13 protein-coding genes are annotated in these 15,578 nt (G+C 72.7%); 8 read left to right on the top strand and 5 right to left on the bottom strand.

The features are described from left to right. Nucleotides 1–79 precede the first annotated feature (79 nt). A complete protein-coding gene (locus IF20_RS24985) occupies nucleotides 80–844 on the bottom strand; it encodes a metallophosphoesterase family protein (RefSeq protein ID WP_052867539.1) in 765 nt (254 codons plus the stop codon). A gap of 213 nt (nucleotides 845–1,057) precedes the next feature. On the opposite strand from IF20_RS24985, the gene IF20_RS24980 reads away from it, so the two are divergent. Both IF20_RS24980 and IF20_RS39320 read left to right on the top strand, forming a co-directional pair. Then, nucleotides 1,058–1,561: a hypothetical protein gene (locus IF20_RS24980; RefSeq protein ID WP_110944519.1), complete on the top strand. Its 504-nt coding sequence runs from the start codon at nucleotides 1,058–1,060 to the stop codon at nucleotides 1,559–1,561. 265 nt (nucleotides 1,562–1,826) lie between these two features. Then, nucleotides 1,827–1,997, top strand: coding sequence for a hypothetical protein (locus tag IF20_RS39320; protein WP_199896728.1), 171 nt, complete (start codon nucleotides 1,827–1,829; stop codon nucleotides 1,995–1,997). A 41-nt stretch (nucleotides 1,998–2,038) separates the two neighbouring features. Here the strand turns inward: IF20_RS39320 and IF20_RS24975 are convergent, their stop codons facing one another. Then, nucleotides 2,039–2,770 carry a TetR family transcriptional regulator gene (locus IF20_RS24975; RefSeq protein ID WP_110944518.1) on the bottom strand — a complete coding sequence of 244 codons (732 nt, stop codon included), beginning with the start codon at nucleotides 2,768–2,770 and terminating at the stop codon, nucleotides 2,039–2,041. 130 nt (nucleotides 2,771–2,900) lie between these two features. Between IF20_RS24975 and IF20_RS24970 the strand changes: the two genes are divergently transcribed. Then, complete coding sequence (locus IF20_RS24970) at nucleotides 2,901–3,671, top strand: SDR family NAD(P)-dependent oxidoreductase (protein WP_052867538.1); 771 nt, start codon at nucleotides 2,901–2,903, stop codon at nucleotides 3,669–3,671. A gap of 97 nt (nucleotides 3,672–3,768) precedes the next feature. Here IF20_RS24970 and IF20_RS24965 read toward each other — a convergent pair whose 3' ends face one another. Next, nucleotides 3,769–4,860, bottom strand: a complete 1,092-nt coding sequence (locus tag IF20_RS24965) for an ABC transporter permease (protein ID WP_052867537.1) — start codon at nucleotides 4,858–4,860, stop codon at nucleotides 3,769–3,771. Between the two features lie 214 nt (nucleotides 4,861–5,074). Here IF20_RS24965 and IF20_RS24960 point away from each other — a divergent pair, with 214 nt between their 5' ends. From IF20_RS24960 to IF20_RS24950, 3 genes are all read left to right on the top strand, one after another. Beyond that, nucleotides 5,075–9,148 carry a DNA polymerase III subunit alpha gene (locus IF20_RS24960; RefSeq protein ID WP_052867536.1) on the top strand — a complete coding sequence of 1,358 codons (4,074 nt, stop codon included), beginning with the start codon at nucleotides 5,075–5,077 and terminating at the stop codon, nucleotides 9,146–9,148. A gap of 371 nt (nucleotides 9,149–9,519) precedes the next feature. Beyond that, nucleotides 9,520–10,542: a DNA polymerase Y family protein gene (locus IF20_RS24955; RefSeq protein ID WP_052867534.1), complete on the top strand. Its 1,023-nt coding sequence runs from the start codon at nucleotides 9,520–9,522 to the stop codon at nucleotides 10,540–10,542. Between the two features lie 357 nt (nucleotides 10,543–10,899). Then, nucleotides 10,900–11,817 carry an esterase/lipase family protein gene (locus tag IF20_RS24950; RefSeq protein WP_234426810.1) on the top strand — a complete coding sequence of 306 codons (918 nt, stop codon included), beginning with the start codon at nucleotides 10,900–10,902 and terminating at the stop codon, nucleotides 11,815–11,817. Between the two features lie 125 nt (nucleotides 11,818–11,942). Here IF20_RS24950 and IF20_RS24945 read toward each other — a convergent pair whose 3' ends face one another. Beyond that, the gene (locus tag IF20_RS24945) at nucleotides 11,943–12,974 is read right to left on the bottom strand and encodes a lytic polysaccharide monooxygenase (protein ID WP_052867532.1); all 1,032 of its coding nucleotides are present in this window, start codon (nucleotides 12,972–12,974) and stop codon (nucleotides 11,943–11,945) included. 251 nt (nucleotides 12,975–13,225) lie between these two features. After that, on the bottom strand, nucleotides 13,226–13,900 hold the full coding sequence (locus IF20_RS24940) for a response regulator (RefSeq protein WP_052867530.1): 675 nt from the start codon (nucleotides 13,898–13,900) through the stop codon (nucleotides 13,226–13,228). Nucleotides 13,901–14,053: 153 nt separating this feature from the next. Here IF20_RS24940 and IF20_RS24935 point away from each other — a divergent pair, with 153 nt between their 5' ends. Further along, a complete protein-coding gene (locus tag IF20_RS24935) occupies nucleotides 14,054–15,037 on the top strand; it encodes a Bug family tripartite tricarboxylate transporter substrate binding protein (RefSeq protein ID WP_052867529.1) in 984 nt (327 codons plus the stop codon). Beyond that, nucleotides 15,034–15,576, top strand: coding sequence for a tripartite tricarboxylate transporter TctB family protein (locus IF20_RS24930; RefSeq protein WP_052867527.1), 543 nt, complete (start codon nucleotides 15,034–15,036; stop codon nucleotides 15,574–15,576). Before IF20_RS24935 ends, IF20_RS24930 begins: the two co-directional genes overlap by 4 nt. Nucleotides 15,577–15,578: the final 2 nt, after the last annotated feature.

Below are 15,578 nucleotides of genomic sequence, written 5' to 3'. Positions count from 1 at the left end.
CGCACCACCCGGTCGAAACGGCCCGGCCCCCGTACGCACCCGCGTACGGGGGCCGGGCCACTTCGCTGCACCGCCCTGGTCACCGCCCGTCCAGCGGCCCGAACACGGCCAGTGCCTCCTCCGCCGAGTAGGTGCGCCGCACGTACTCCTCCGCCCACGCGGCCGCCTCCGGAAACCCGGACTCCGCCACGATCCGCGCGCAGGCCGCCTCCCGGTCGTACGGCGTGCGGCGCAGCGTCACCGCCCCGCCGCCGGGTCCGAGCAGCGCCCAGTGCGCGCCGTCCCGCCCGTACGGCATCCCGATGCTGCCCGGGTTCACCACCAGCCGCCCGTGCACGATCCGGACGAACGGCATGTGGGTGTGGCCGCACACCACCGTCCGCACCTTCGCCGGTACCCCCGCCATGACCTCGGCGAAGCGTTCCGGCCGGGAGTCCACGAGCATCATCTCGGTGTCGTCGCGCGGGGTGGCGTGGCAGAAGAGCACCGGGCCGAGACCCGGTACGTCCAGCGTCACGTCCGCCGGCAACGCGGCCAGGTACGCGGCGTCGGCGGGGTCGAGCTGCCGGGCCGCCCAGGGCGTGACCGTGTCGGGGACGGGCGCGGCCGGATCGCCGTGGCTCGCGGCCAGTTCCCGTTCGCCGTTGCCGCGGAGCCATACGGCCCGGTCGCCGAGGCCGCGCAGCAGCGCGAGGGTCTCGCGGGGGAGCGGTCCGGACAGCAGGTCGCCGACGAGGACGACGGTACGCGCCGCCCGTACGTCGGGCTCGGCGAGCACGGCCTCCAGTGCGGGCGCGACGCCATGGATGTCGGACAGGACGGCTACCGCCGCGGTGTCGGTCATGGCGGGAGCCTGACGGGGACGGGCAGGGCCCGGCAGGCGTTCGGCTCTCGGCTGACACGCCGCCTCGGTTCCCGGCTGACGCGCCGCGTTAGTGAGGCGTTAGCGGAACGGCGGTGGATCAACAGCGGCGACGGCGAGTCTTGATCTCACCAGCCCGGTCCGCCGGACCGGGACACCACCACGAGAGCACCCTCAAGAGAACAGGGAGAGAACGTGTCGAACCGCACCGTTCTGCGCCACGCCCGCAATGCCGCCGCCGCCATGGTGATCGCCGTTGCCGCGTTCGGACTGACGGCCTGTGACGGCTCCGGTACCGACACGCCGTCGTCCGCCGGCAGCTCGTCCGCCGCCTCGGACCCCGCGCAGTCCGCCACCACCACGCCCGAGGCCGACCAGGGCAAGACCGACCAGGGCAAGGCCGACCAGGGCTCCGCCACCGGCACCCCGGCGGCCACCACCCCGAAGCAGTCGGGGGAGCGCTGCACGGACCAGCTCAACTACGCGGGGGACTCCCGGTCCAACGCCGAGATCAACTCGATCGGCGAGGAGACCGGCCACTGCCCGGCACCGCAGAAGGGCGACAAGCCGCTGGGCACCCCCAAGAAGGACGGTGTCAGCTGCACCAACCAGATCAACTACGCGGAGGACGCCCGCTCCAACGCCGTCATCAACACCATCGGCGAGAAGACCGGCTACTGCCCGCCCGTCCAGAAGTGAGCCCCGGGGCACCGAGCCCCGCCCCGCCGTCCCACCGTCCCGGCCCCGCACCAGCGGAGACCGGGACGGCGCGCGTTCGGGACCACCGGACGCCGCCCCTCAGATCCGCTCCACCAGCCGGACCGCCACCGACCCCGCCGCGGCCACCGCCGCGGCCCGGGCAGTCGCCCACGGCGAACCGGCCCTGCGCGACGGCCCGCACCGCCGCTTCCGCCACTACGCGGAAGAGGACGACGACACCGCCGCCCGCCTCTACCTGCAGGCGATGGACCGGGTCGTCACCGACACCGCGTTCTCCACCGGCTCGGAAGACTGCGAACGCCTCCTCGTCCGGAACACCGACGGCGCCGAGGGAGCCGTTGCGGCGGCGTGCCTCATCCAGCACCTCCCCGCCCCCCACGCACGGTTGCAGCAGCTCATGCACGCGCCCGGCTGACCGCCTCGCTGCGCGGCGGGAGTGCGCGATACCGCCGCCGTTCAGTCGCGTCCCGCGCCCCGCCGCTCCGTCAGCCACGGCAGCCCCGCCGCCACCAGCCGGATCCCCCGTACCGCCAACTCGGCCGGCGCTTCCTCGCTCTCACCCGCCGCCCACGCCTCCACCGCCGCCCGCAGCGCGCCGTCCGCCGCGGCCGCGGTCAGCCGTACCTCCAGCGGCCCCGCCGTGGTCGTCCGCGCCAGCACCTCGATGAGCGCCAGCTCGGATTCGTGGTGCGCGCGGTGCCACACCGCACGCAACGCCGGGTTGTCCCGCATCGCGTGCAGCAGCCCCCGCGTCCACTCCAGCGCCTCCTCGGCCCGCGCGTCGGTGGGCGTCAACGCCTCGCGGGCCGCCCGCTCCAGCACCTCGCCCAACGGCAGCTCCGTCTCCCGCGCGGCCAGCTCGGCCAGCCCGTCGGTCCAGGCCCGTACGCCGCCGGTCAGCATCGGCGCGACCGCGTCCTCCTTGGTCCGGAAGTAGCGGTAGAAGGTGCGCGGCGCGACGCCCGCGGCACGGGCGATGTCCTCGGCGGTGACGGCGGCGCCCCGCTCGGCGAAGAGCGCCGCGGCGGTACGGGCGATCTCCAGCTCGGTCGCGGCCTTCCGCCGCTCCGTGAGCGAGGCGGGCCGGGCCGCGGCCGATCGGGCGGACGCAGCCGTGCCGGCGGACGTGGACGCAGCCGTGCCGGCGGACGTGGCCGTGGCGGAGCGGGAGGACTGTGCGGTGGACATGGCCGGAGTGTACGCCGCCGTACGCCGATGTGGCGCATCGCGCAGAGCTGGCACACTGTGCCACTTAGGCGTACGGTGTCGGCGCCGGGGCTCGACGGAGAGCCCCGCACCGACGAGAACGGAGAACCCCATGAACCGCTACGAGGGCCGCCGCGTACTGATCACCGGCGCCGGATCCGGCATCGGCCGGGCCACCGTGCACCGGATCCTCGCGGAGGGCGGCCGGGTCGTGGCCGCGGACGTCAGCGCGGAAGGCCTGAAGGCCACCGCCGAGCGTGCCGCCGCCGACGGCGTGGCCGACCGGCTCACGACCGCGGTCCTGGACATATCCGACGAGGCCGCGGTCATCGCGGGAGTGGCGTCCGCCGTCGGGACGCTGGGCGGCCTGGACGTGCTGGTCAACGCGGCCGGTATCCTGCGCTCCGAGCACACCCACAAGACCACGCTGGACTTCTGGAACACGCTCCTCGCGACCAACCTGACCGGCACGTTCCTGATGATCCGCGAGGCGCTGCCCGCCCTGCTCGAGGGCGAGAAGCCGGTGATCGTCAACTTCAGCTCCACCTCCGCCTCGTTCGCGCACCCGTACATGGCGGCGTACGCGGCGAGCAAGGGCGGCATCCAGTCGATGACCCACGCCATCGCCGGCGAGTACGGCAAGCAGGGGCTGCGCGCGGTGTGCGTCGCGCCCGGCTCCATCGCCAGCGGCATGACGACCGGCCGGGGTCCGGGGCTGCCCGAGGACGCCGACATGAGCCTGTTCACGAAGCTGATGCCGGCCATCGGCGAGGGCTTCGCGGGCCCGGAGACCGTCGCGGGCGTCATCGCGATGCTGGCCTCCGACGACGGCGCCTTCGTCACGGGTACCGAGCTGCGGATCGACGGCGGTACGCACATGTGATCCGCCTCGGCGGCGCTGCCTGTACGCGGGCAGGGGCGGCGGTCGGTCCCGGGGCGGGCCGGGGCGGGGCTGGCCGGGCCCACCCCTCCCCGTATACCTACTGCCGCACCTCGCTCCGGTCGACCGCGCCCCGGCCCACCGAGAGCACCGCGAAGACCAGCGTCAAGGCCGCGGCGACCACCGCCCAGGCCGCGAGCACCAGCAGCGGCCCGGTCAGCGCCCGCCCGTCGAAGTACGCGATCGAACGGGCCGCCCAGGTGCCCGCGCCCGGCGGCAGCGCAGGCCCGATGGCGTGCCAGAAGGGCGGCAGCAGCGGATACGGGTACGCGCCGCCCGCACTGGGATTGCCACCGATCACGACCACGAGAATGGTCAGCCCGATGCCGAGGATCCCGGCGATGCCCTGGAACGCGAAGGTCGTGGCGCCCACCCCGAACACGATCAGCGCACCCAGCCCCCACAGCGCCACCACGCTGCCGGGCAGCGCCCCGAGCACCGGGCCGATGACGAGCGCCCCGGCGAGCCCCGCCAGCACCGAGTAGAGCAGCAGCGCACCGAGCCGGATGACGGCCCGCCGGCCGTTGGTGGGGCGGGCCCCATAGCTGATCGCGAGGATCGCGGCACACAGATAGCCGCCCACGCACCACCCCACCACCAGGTAGAAGGACGACAGCCCGCGGGTGTCCTGCGGGTCCGCCGGGACCACGTCGGACGTCCGGACCGACCGCCCCTCCGCCTGCTCCGCCTTGGTGAGGACCTTCTGGACCGCGTCGGAGAGCGCGCTGCCGCTGCCGCCGGCGACCAGCAGCTCGTCCTGCTTGCCGCGCGGGTCGTACACCAGCGCCCCGTCGATCTCCCGGTCCTTCATCTGCCGCACGGCCTCGGCCCGGGACCCGGCCGGCCGCGCGTCGAGCGGCGAGCCCGCCAGCCGGTCCAGCTTCACGACCAGCTGCCCACGCGCCTGCGGGGGCGCGACGACGGCGAAGGCCACGTCCCGGGGCTTGGGGGAGTGGAACGCGCCCGCGTACGAGGCGATGAACGCGGCCGTCAGCGCCAGCACCCCGATGATCAGCAGTGCGGCCCGCGCCGACACCGCGTCCCTCAGCTCTCCGGTGAAGGTCGTACGGGTGCCGTCGCCGTCCCTTCCGGTACCGGCCCCGCTGTCGGTGCCGCCGTCCGCTGTGGCCATGTGCCGCTCCTCGTATTCGTAGCGATTCCTCACCTATCTTCCGTTTTGGGAGGAAAATATATGGCCGGGTGGGTGCGTCCCGGCGCGTCGCGCGGAGGCGCGCGAAGGGTGCGCACGACTCTGTTCGTACGAACGTTCGAAGAACGCGTTATGGTGTGAGTGAGACGGGGGATGCAATGGAAGTCAGGGGGTGCTCACGCGGTAGGAGGTGCGAATGTCCCGGTTCACGCACCTGCACACCGCATCGGGATTCTCCGTGCGGTACGGCGCCTCGCACCCCGAACGGCTCGCCGAGCGCGCCGCCGAACGCGGCATGGACGCCCTCGCCCTCACCGACCGGGACTCCCTCTCCGGCGCCGTACGCTTCGCCAAGGCCGCCGCCGAAGCAGGCATCCGCCCACTGTTCGGCACCGAACTGGCGATCGCCGCGCCCCTGCCGGACCCCACCCCCACGGCACGCCGCCGCACCCCCGTGCGCGGCGGAGCCTTCATCGACGAATCGGCCCCCCGCGCCGTCTTCCTCGCCCGCGACGGCGCCCGCGGCTGGGCCACCCTCTGCCGCCTGGTCTCCGCCGCACACGCCACCGACCGCGAACGCCCCCTCCTCCCCTGGGAAGCCCTGACGGGAGACCTGACAGGAGCCCCGTCCGGGTCCTTGGCGGGAGGTCCCTCCGGGGTCTTGGCGGGAGGTCCCTCCGGGGTCTTGGCGGGAGGACTGTCCGGAGCTCTGACGGGAGGCCTGTCCGGAGTCCCGGCGGGAGCCCCGGCCGCCGGAAAAGGCGCAACGGCCGACGGCACCACCGCCACAGCCGGCAGCCACGAAGCCGCGGTCCGCCTCGGCGACCCCACCGACGGCGTCCTCGTCCTCCTCGGACCCGACTCCGACATCGGCCGCGCCCTGGCCGCAGGCCGCCCCGACCGCGCCGCCCGCCTCCTCGCCCCCTGGCGCGAGCTCTACGGCGACGCACTCCGCCTCGAAGTCGTCCACCACGGCCGCACCGGCACCGGCCCCGGCTCCCTCCGGCTCGCAGCCCGCACCCTCGGCTTCGCCGTCGACCAGGGCGTCCGCGCCGTCCTCAGCAACGCCGTCCGCTACGCCGACCCCGGCCAGGGCCCCGTCGCCGACGTCCTCGACTCCGCCCGCCGCCTCGTTCCCATCGACCGCCACCGCCCCGAAGCCCGGGACAGCGGCGAACGCTGGCTCAAGGACGCCGACGCCATGGCCCGCACCGCCGAACGCGTAGCCGAAGCCGCCGGCCACCGCCGCGACACCGCCCACCGCCTGCTCACCATGACCGAAGAGACCGCCGCCGCCTGCCTCGTCGACCCCCAGGACGACATCGGCCTCGGCACCGTCCACTTCCCCGAGCCCCGCCTCGTCGGCGCCGCGCACCGCACCGCCTCCCGCGTACTCCGCTCCCGCAGCGCCGCCGGCATGGTCCGCCGCGGCTACGACCGCGGCCCGGCGGCCCGCACGTACTGGGAACGCCTCCACCGCGAGCTGGACATCATCGACCACCACGGCTTCGCGTCCTACTTCCTCACCGTCGCCCAGGTCGTCGAGGACACCCGCCGCCTCGGCATCCGCGTCACCGCACGCGGCTCCGGCGCCGGCTCCCTCGTCAACCACCTCCTCGGCATCGCCCACGCCGACCCCGTCGAACACGGCCTGCTCATGGAACGCTTCCTCTCCAAGCGCCGCGCCGTCCTCCCCGACATCGACATCGACGTGGAATCAGCGCGCCGCCTGGAGGTCTACCGCGCGATCTTCGACCGCTTCGGCGCCGAACGCGTCGCCACCGTCGCCATGCCCGAGACCTACCGCGTACGCCACGCCGTACGCGATGTCGGCGCCGCCCTCGGCATGGACCCCGCCGAAGTCGACCGCATCGCCAAGGCCTTCCCGCACATCCGGGCGAGGGATGCGCGGGCGGCGCTGGAGGAACTGCCGGAGCTTCGCGATCTACGGGACAACCCGCCGCCCCCGCCGTTCTGGGACCTGGTCGAAGGGCTGGACGCACTGCCCCGCGGCACCGCCATGCACCCCTGCGGCGTCCTCCTCTCCGACGCGACTCTGACCGCCCGCACCCCCGTCGTCCCCACCGGCGGTGAGGGCTTCCCCATGTCCCAGTTCGACAAGGAGGACGTCGAAGACCTCGGCCTGCTCAAACTCGACGTACTCGGCGTACGGATGCAGTCCGCGATGGCCCACGCGACCGCCGAGATCGGCCGCGCCACCGGCCGCCCGGCACCCGACCTCGACGACCCGGCACAGGTACCGCCCGGCGACCCCGCCACGTACGGCCTGATCCGCTCCACCGAGACCCTCGGCTGCTTCCAGATCGAGTCCCCCGGCCAGCGCGACCTGATCGGCCGGCTCCAACCCGCCACCTTCCACGACCTGGTCGTGGACATCTCCCTCTTCCGCCCCGGACCGGTCGCCGCCGACATGGTCCGGCCCTTCATCGAATCCCGGCACGGCCGCAGGCCCATCCGCTACCCCCACCCCGACCTGGAAGAAGCCCTGCGCGAGACCTACGGAGTCGTGGTCTTCCACGAACAGGTCATCCGCATCATCGACCGCATGACCGGCTGCGGCCTGGACGAAGCCGACCGGGTACGCCGCGGCCTGTCCGACCCCGAGTCGCAGGGCCGCATCCGCGTCTGGTTCGCGGAGCAGGCCGCCCGGCACGGCTACTCCGCCGACGACACCACCCGCACCTGGGAGATCATCGAAGCGTTCGGCTCGTACGGCTTCTGCAAGGCACACGCCGTGGCCTTCGCCGTACCGACCTACCAGTCCGCCTGGCTCAAGGCCCACCACCCGGCCGCGTTCTACGCCGGCCTGCTCACCCACGACCCCGGCATGTACCCCAAACGCCTCCTCCTCGCCGACGCCCGCCGCCGCGGCGTCCCGATCCTCCCCTTGGACGTGAACCACTCCGACGTCGCTTACCGAATCGAACTGGTGTCTGGTGAATCTCGCCTAAGTGGGGCTGAATCGCATGCCGCGCCGTACGGCGAAGCGTTTGTCGAGCCGCGCGGGGGCGAATCGCGCACCATGCGCACCGGAACGCGCACGTCCGGGGAGCGCGCGGCGGCCGCCTCCGGCACGGCCGACCGCTGGGGACTGCGCCTCGCGCTCTCCGAAGTGCACGGCATCAGCGAGACGGAGGCCGAACGCATCGCAGCCGGCCGCCCCTACACCTCCCTCCAGGACCTCTGGCGCCGCGCCCACCCCGGCCGCCCGGTACTCGAACGCCTCGCCAGGGTCGGCGCGCTGGACTCCTTCGGAGCCAACCGCCGCGACCTGCTGCTGCACATCGCCGAACTGCACCGCCAGCAGCGGGGCGCACCGGCCGACGCCCAACTCCCGCTGTCCGCGGCGGCATCGGCCCCGGCCGGACTCCCGGACCTCAGCGACGCCGAACGGCTCAGCGCCGAGCTGGGCGTACTGGGCATGGACGCCTCCCGACACCTGATGGGGGACCACCTCCAGTTCCTGAACGAGCTGGGCGTGCTCCCCGCCAAGCGGCTGCGCGAAGCCCAGCACGGCGACACGGTCCTGGTCGCCGGGGCCAAGGCGGCCACCCAGACGCCGCCGATCCGCTCCGGGCGGCGGGTCATCTTCACCACCCTCGACGACAGCACGGGGCTGGTCGACTGCGCCTTCTTCGACGACAGCCACGAAACGTGCGCCCACACCGTCTTCCATTCCTGGCTGCTGCTGGTACGCGGCACGGTCCAGCGCCGTGGCCCGCGCAGCCTCAGCGTGGTCGGCACGGCGGTCTGGAACCTGGCGGAACTGGCGGAACTGCGGGCACGGGGCGGGCTGGGGGCGGTCACGGCTCACTTGGCCTCCCACCCCGCCCTCCCCCCGCCCCCCACCCACGCCTCAACCCCCGGGCCTGCCCCGGCCCCTACGTCTGCCCCGGCCCCCACACCCGCCCCGGCCCCAGCTCCCGCTTCGGCATATGCCGCCGCCGGGGCCGATCCCGGTGCGCGCGTCACCGGTCACCCCCACAGCCGGAGCGGCTCCGCCGACCGTGAGCTGTATGCCGCCGCGGAGGCCGGCGTCTCCTCGGCCACCCCCGGCCCCGGAGGTTCCCCGGCCACCCCCGGAGGCGCCCCGGCAGTGCCCGACGACTCCGCGTCCCCGGACGACGAACGGGTCATCCGCCTGCCCACCGGCTACACCCTGCATCCGTGGGCCGACCTCCAGCCCGCGGGCGAACGCGCCGCCACCGGCCGCAAGCTCTGGCACGCCAGCCCAGGGAGCGCAGGATGACCACCTACCGACGCCTCCCCCCTTCATCCCCTTCACCTCCTTCCCCTCCTTCTGCTGGTTCCTCCATGAACACTCCGGTGGACACCCCCGGCGCCCCGCCCCAAGCGGTCCCGGGTACCCGGTCCGGAGCCGCTGCCCTGTACGTACGGTTCCGCCCGGTCGCTCCAGCCATCCCTGCCGCTCCAGCCACCTCTGTTGCGCCGGCCGCCCCTGCCGACCTGGCTACCCCTCCCTCCCCGGACACCCCTACTGGTCCGGCTGCTTCTACTCCTGCTCCGGACACTCCCGCTGGCCCGGCGTCTCCACCCGCCCCGACCGCGACTCCCGGAGCGGCCGCCGGCTCCCGCTCTCCCCGTGGCGGGGGTGGGAAGGTGGCCGGCCCGCCTCTCGGTGAGGAGACGTACGAGCGGCTGCTCTCGCTGCTGGGGGAGTTCACCCCCGTCGTCGAGGCGCTGCCACCCGATGCCGCGCTCGCCGACGTACGCGGTGCGCAGCGGTACTTCGGCCGAGACGCCGCCGGCATTGCCGAGTTGCTTCGACTGCGCGCCCTGGCCTGGTACGACGTGGAATGCACCATCGGTATCGCCGGCAACCCCCTGCTCGCCCGGATGGCCGCCCAGGACGCGGCGCCCGGCGAGATCCGCGTCGTTCCCGGTGATCCCGAGAGCGTCGCGGCCTTTCTGGATCGCAGGCCCGCCGCCGCCCTGCACGGCATCGGTCCCGCGGCGGCCCGTGCCCTGTGCTCGTACGGGCTCGACAGTGTCGGGCGGATCGCCGCGGCTCCGCCCGCCACCCTGCAGCGCATCCTCGGTGCGAAGGCCGGTCGCCGGGTGTACGAGCGGGCCCGCGGCATCGATCCGTCGCCGGTGACCCCGAACGCCCCGGCCCGCTCGATGGCTGCCGAGCACCGCTTCGCCCACGACGAGCTGGACGAGACGCGGCGTCGTAGGGCGCTGCTCTCGCTCGCGGACGAACTCGGCTCCCGGATGCGCGGCGGCGGTCAGGTGGCGGGCGCGCTCACGCTCACCGTTCGCTATGCCGACCGTTCCACCACGACCCGCACCCGTCGGTTGGCCGAGCCGACCGCGCACGGGCCCGCGCTGACGGAGGTCGCCTACGCGTTGCATGCCGCGCTCGGTCTGCAACGCGCGCGTGTCCGGGCGGTGGCACTGCGGGCCGAGGACCTCTGCCGGGCCGAACGCGCCGCTCGGCAGCTGTCGTTCGACCCGGCGGACGACAAGGCCCGCCGCATCGAAGCCGCCGTCGACCGCGCCCGTACCCGTTTCGGTCCGCACGCTGCCCGTCCCGCCGCCGCGTCGGCCGCTCCCGCGCGGGCCGGGGGCCGTCAGACCTACGGTCAGCCGTACAGGCGGTCGGCGTACCGCGGGCCGTAGTGGGCCTCCAGGGCTTCGAGCGGGAGGTTCGGGGCCTCCGGGGCCTTGCATATTCGGGCCCGGGAGGGGAGCGCTTGGGGCTGCCAGGTCTCCGTGCGCCACAGCGGGCCCGCGCGGTTTGTGGGCGTCATGGAAATGACTCTACGCCGAGCCGCCGACAGCGGCCGGAGCCTGTGGATAACCCGTACGTCCGGTGAGAATCGTGTGTCACAACCTTCACTGTCACACGACTGGACCCCTCGACCTACTCAGCCGTAACTTGACGGCCAATCACAGCGTTGAGCCATGCGATCCGGATCGCAGGTGATGACTCGGCGAGCACTTCGGAGTCCCCTCACCTCCCGCAAGGAGCATCGCATGACCATGTCCACGCACCGAGCGCCGTCCTGGAGACGTGCGGCAACCGCCGTCTCCGCCCTCGCCCTCGCTCTCGGCGCCGTCACGGCGGCCACTCCCGCAGCGGCAGCCGCCACTCCGCCGGACGCCACTGCGACACCCGCCACCGCGACGAACGCCACCGTCTCCGCCGGCTGGAACGACTACTCCTGCAAGCCGTCCGCCGCCCACCCCCGCCCCGTCGTCCTCGTCCACGGCACCCTCGGCAATTCCGTGGACAACTGGCTCGCCCTGGCGCCCTATCTCATCGCCCGCGGCTACTGCGTCTTCTCCCTCGACTACGGCCAACTGCCCGGCGTCCCCCTCTTCCACGGCCTCGGCCCGATCGACAAGTCGGCCGAACAGCTCTCCGCGTACGTCGATCGAGTCCTGGCCGCGACGGGCGCGGAGAAGGCCGACCTCGTGGGGCACTCGCAGGGCGGCATGATGCCGCGCTACTACCTCAAATTCCTCGGCGGCGCGGCGAAGGTGAACGCCTTGGTCGGCATCGCGCCCGACAACCACGGCACCGACGTGAACGGACTGACCCGCCTCGTCGACCAGATCCCGGGCGCCAAGAAGTACCTCGAGTCGCAGGCGCCGGGCCTCAGCGACCAGATCGTGGGTTCGGACTTCCTCAATCGCCTCAACGAGGGCGGCGACACCGTGCCCGGCGTGCGCTACACGGTCATCGCCACCAAGTACGACGAGGTCGTCACGCCGTACAAGAGCCAGTTCCTGAACGGCCCGAACGTGCGGAACGTGCTGGTCCAAGACCTGTGCCCGACCGACTTCGCCGAACACCTGGTCATCGGCCTGGCCGACCGCGTCGCCTTCCACGAGGCGGCCAACGCTCTGGACCCGGCCCACGCGACCCCGACGACCTGCTCGTCACGCTGACCGCGGTCCCGGTACGCGTACCGGGACTCGTGCTGGTATCAGGTGTCGGATATCAGCACACGTACGACCGGCGGTGCGCTGCTCTTCGTGGAGCAGCGCACCGTTGGGTTGTCGGCGTCCGGTCCTCAGCCGCCGTTGCGGGCGGCCTTGCGGCGGGCGACGGCGAACAGTACCGAGGCGCCCAGTGCCAGCACGGCAGCACCACCGATCGCGAGCGGGCCGGTCGAACTGTCACCACCGGTCTCCGCCAGCTTCGTGGTCACCTCCTTGCCCGAGGAACCGGCGGGGCGCACGCCCTCCGTGCTCATGTGCGTGTCCTCGCCCGAGTGCGCAGTGCCTGCGTCCTTGTGTGCGTCGCCGTCCACGTCCTTGTCCGCGTTCCGGTGGTGCATGTGGTCCATCGTCGACTTATCCGCACCGGCCGCGAGCTGTTGCTCGGTCGGCGCGGTGGCGGCGGGCGCCGCCGTGTCCGCGGAGCGCGGCTCCGTACTGTTCCCCGCCGCGGTCCCCGAACTGCCGTTGTCCTTGCCGAAGACCACGTCCGAGCAGGTGTAGAAGGCCTCCGGGCTGTCCGAACGCTGCCAGATGCTGTAGATCAGATGGCGGCCGGAGCGGGTCGGCACCTTGCCCTCGAAGACGTAGTCACCGTTGGTCAACTTGGGGTCGGTGACCTTCGCGAACGGCTTGTCCTCCAGGTCCGACCACTTCAGCGGCTTGCTCGGGTCGTAGCTGTCCTTCGTGAGGTACAGCTCGAACGTCCCCTTGTGCGGCGCGGTCGCCTTGTACCGGAAGGTGTGTGCGCCCGCCGCCATCGGACTGGCCGGCCAGTCGGCACGCGCCAGGTCCAGGCCCTTGTACTCCTCGCCGTTCGCGCTGCACAGCTTGCCGTCCGGTATGCGCGACTTGGACCGGCCGCCCGCCGCGCCGTCCCGTACCCCGTTCCAGTCGTACAGGGCCTGCACGCCGCCGGCCGCGACCATTGCCTTGCAGGCGGCGGAGTCCGGGGACTCCGGCCCCTCGGCGTAGCACGCGGAGATCCGGCTCACCGGGTCCGTCATCGAGCCGTGGGCGGCCGCCGGGTGCGCGGCGAACACGGTGAGGGCGAGCGGGGCGATACCGGTGAGGGCGATCCCTGCGGCCTTGCGGAGAGCGGACATCGTGGGGGGCTCCTTCATGACGTACGGGAGGTGGTGCGCGCGGCGGAGCCACCGTCGTACGCATGTGCCGTCCCCCCCCGGGAAGCGGCACCGGCGTGCGGCGACTCCGCCCGGCGGGCAGCACGCTAGCCGCGCCGACCAGCGGATTCGCCCGTCGCAGCAGCACTTCGACGATCTTTAGGGGTGGCTTAAGGAACCACTCAGCGGTGATTAAGTCCCGACGGCGAGCGGCGCACCTGACGGGCGGCGGATCAGGCAATCCATCGGTAGCGGCGTTCGGGGCGACCCGTGCCCCCGTAACGCAGTGAGACCTCCGCCTGCCCGGTGTCCGTGAAGTACTCCAGGTAGCGGCGCGCGCTCACCCGGGAGAGCGCGCCCGCCGCCGCGCACTCGGACGCCGAGAGCCCCTCCCCGTGCTGCCGCAGCGTCCGCTCGATCAGCTCCGCCGTATGCGCGGCGAGCCCCTTGGGCAGACCTTTGGAGGCGCGCGGGCGGGTACCGAAGATCTGGTCCACGTCCTCCTGGCTGGCCTCGCCCAGCCGCTCCAGACGCGCGCGCACCGTGGCCACGTGCCGCAGCTGCTCCTGAAGGGAGGCACGGTCGAACGGCTTGATGAGATAGTGCAGCGCACCGGCCCGCAGCGCATCCCGTATGACGTGTGCGTCGCGCGCCGCAGTGATGAACAGCGCGTCGGCGTGCGTGCCGCCCTTCAGGGACCGCAGCCGCCGCAGCACGCTGATGCCGTCCATGTCCGGCAGGTAGACGTCCAGCAGGAGCAGGTCGGGACGGAGCCGCTCGGCCGCACGCAGCGCCTCGGCACCCGTATGCGCCACACCGGCCACCGTGAAGCCCTCCGTGGCACTCACGTAGTGGCTGTGCAGCTTGGCCACCATGAAGTCGTCGTCGACGACCAGCACCTTGGTCATCGAACGATCCCTTCCATGACCACAACGTTCACAACGACCCTTAATACCGGAAGCGAGACGCGGAGTTAACCCCCGGGCAACATGTGCCCTCACCACGATCTCCCCCCCCCACAGAGCCACGAAGCCACACGCAAGAGAAGGGTGGTGTCATCTGTGCGTGCGCGCACACCCCTCGCCCTCTTGGGGGCGGTTCTGATCGTCCTCCTCGGGCCGCCCCTGCTGACATCGGGCAGCGGCACCGACACCGGAACCAGCATCCCGGGGCTGCAGTTCATGGTGCCCAACACGCCGGGCGGCGGTTACGACATCACCGCCCGCACGGCGGCGAAGAGCATCGAGGACGCCGGCCTCAACCACAACGTCGAGGTCTTCAACCTCCCCGGCGCCGGCGGCACGGTCGGCCTCAGCCGCATGGTCAACGAGCACGGCAACGGCAAGCTCGCGATGTCCATGGGGCTCGGCGTCGTCGGCGCCGTCCACACCAACCACGCGCCCTCCGGGCTCGGTGACACGACTCCCATCGCCCGGCTCACCGAGGAGCCGGACATCGTGGTCGTCGCCAAGGACTCCAAGTACAAGACGTTCGAACAGCTCCTCGCCGACTGGAAGAAGAACCCGCGCAAGATGCCGGTCGGCGGCGGCTCCTCGGCCGGCGGCCCCGACCACCTGGCGCCGATGCTCATGGCCAAGGCCGCCGGCATCACCCCCAAGTCCGTCAACTACGTGCCCTTCGACGGGGGCGGCGAACTGCTCGCCTCCGTGCTGGGCGGCAAGGTGGCCTTCGGGGTCTCCGGCGTCGGCGAGTACCTCGACCAGATCAAGTCCGGCGAACTGCGCCTGCTGGCCGTCACCGGCCCGAAGCGCGTCGAGGGCCTCGACGCGCCCACCCTCAAGGAAGCCGGCGTCGACACCGAGTTCACCAACTGGCGCGGCATCGTGGCGCCCCCGGGGCTCACCGACGTCGAACGCGAGAAGCTGACCCGTCTCTTCACCGAACTGCACGGCTCCCAGCAGTGGAAGGACGCACTCAAGCGCAACGGATGGAGCGACGCCTTCCTGACCGGCGACAAGTTCGGCACCTTCCTCGCCGCCCAGGACCGGCGCGTCGACACCGTACTGAAGGAGCTGGGGCTGTGAGCACCACAGGTACCGATCCCACTGCGCCCCCGAGGGACAGCGGCCTGCGCGCACTCTTGCGGGGCCGTTCCGAACTGGGCGTCTGCCTCATCCTCCTGGTCCTCGGCGTCCTCGTGCTCACCGACGCGATCACGATGGACACCGACATCACCCAGCGCGGCCCCATCGGGCCCACCACCGTCCCGATCGTCGTCGGCGTGCTCCTCCTGGTCGTCGCCGTCCTCCTCGCCGTCGACGTCCTGCGCGGCGGCCGCGGCGAAGCGGAGGGCGGCGAGGACATCGACCTCACCGAGCCCGGCGACTGGCGCACCGTCGCCCTCCTGGCCGGTGTCTTCCTGGCCAACGCCGTTCTCATAGGGCCGCTCGGCTTCCCCATCTCCGGCGCGCTGCTCTTCTGGGGCTCCGCGTACGCGCTGGGCAGCCGCAACCTCACCCGGGACCCGCTCATCGCGGCCGTCCTGTCCCTGGTGACCTACGTCGTGTTCAACAACCTGCTGGGCGTGCCGCTGCCCGGCGGACCGCTCATGGGGGTGCTGTAGAC

Origin of the sequence: Streptomyces niger (genome assembly GCF_000718305.1) — a bacterium.
In the GTDB taxonomy this organism is placed as follows: Bacteria; Actinomycetota; Actinomycetes; order Streptomycetales; family Streptomycetaceae; genus Streptomyces; species Streptomyces niger.
The sequence above is the reverse complement of the archived record's forward strand: the minus strand, read 5'-3'. Positions and strand labels throughout refer to the sequence as shown.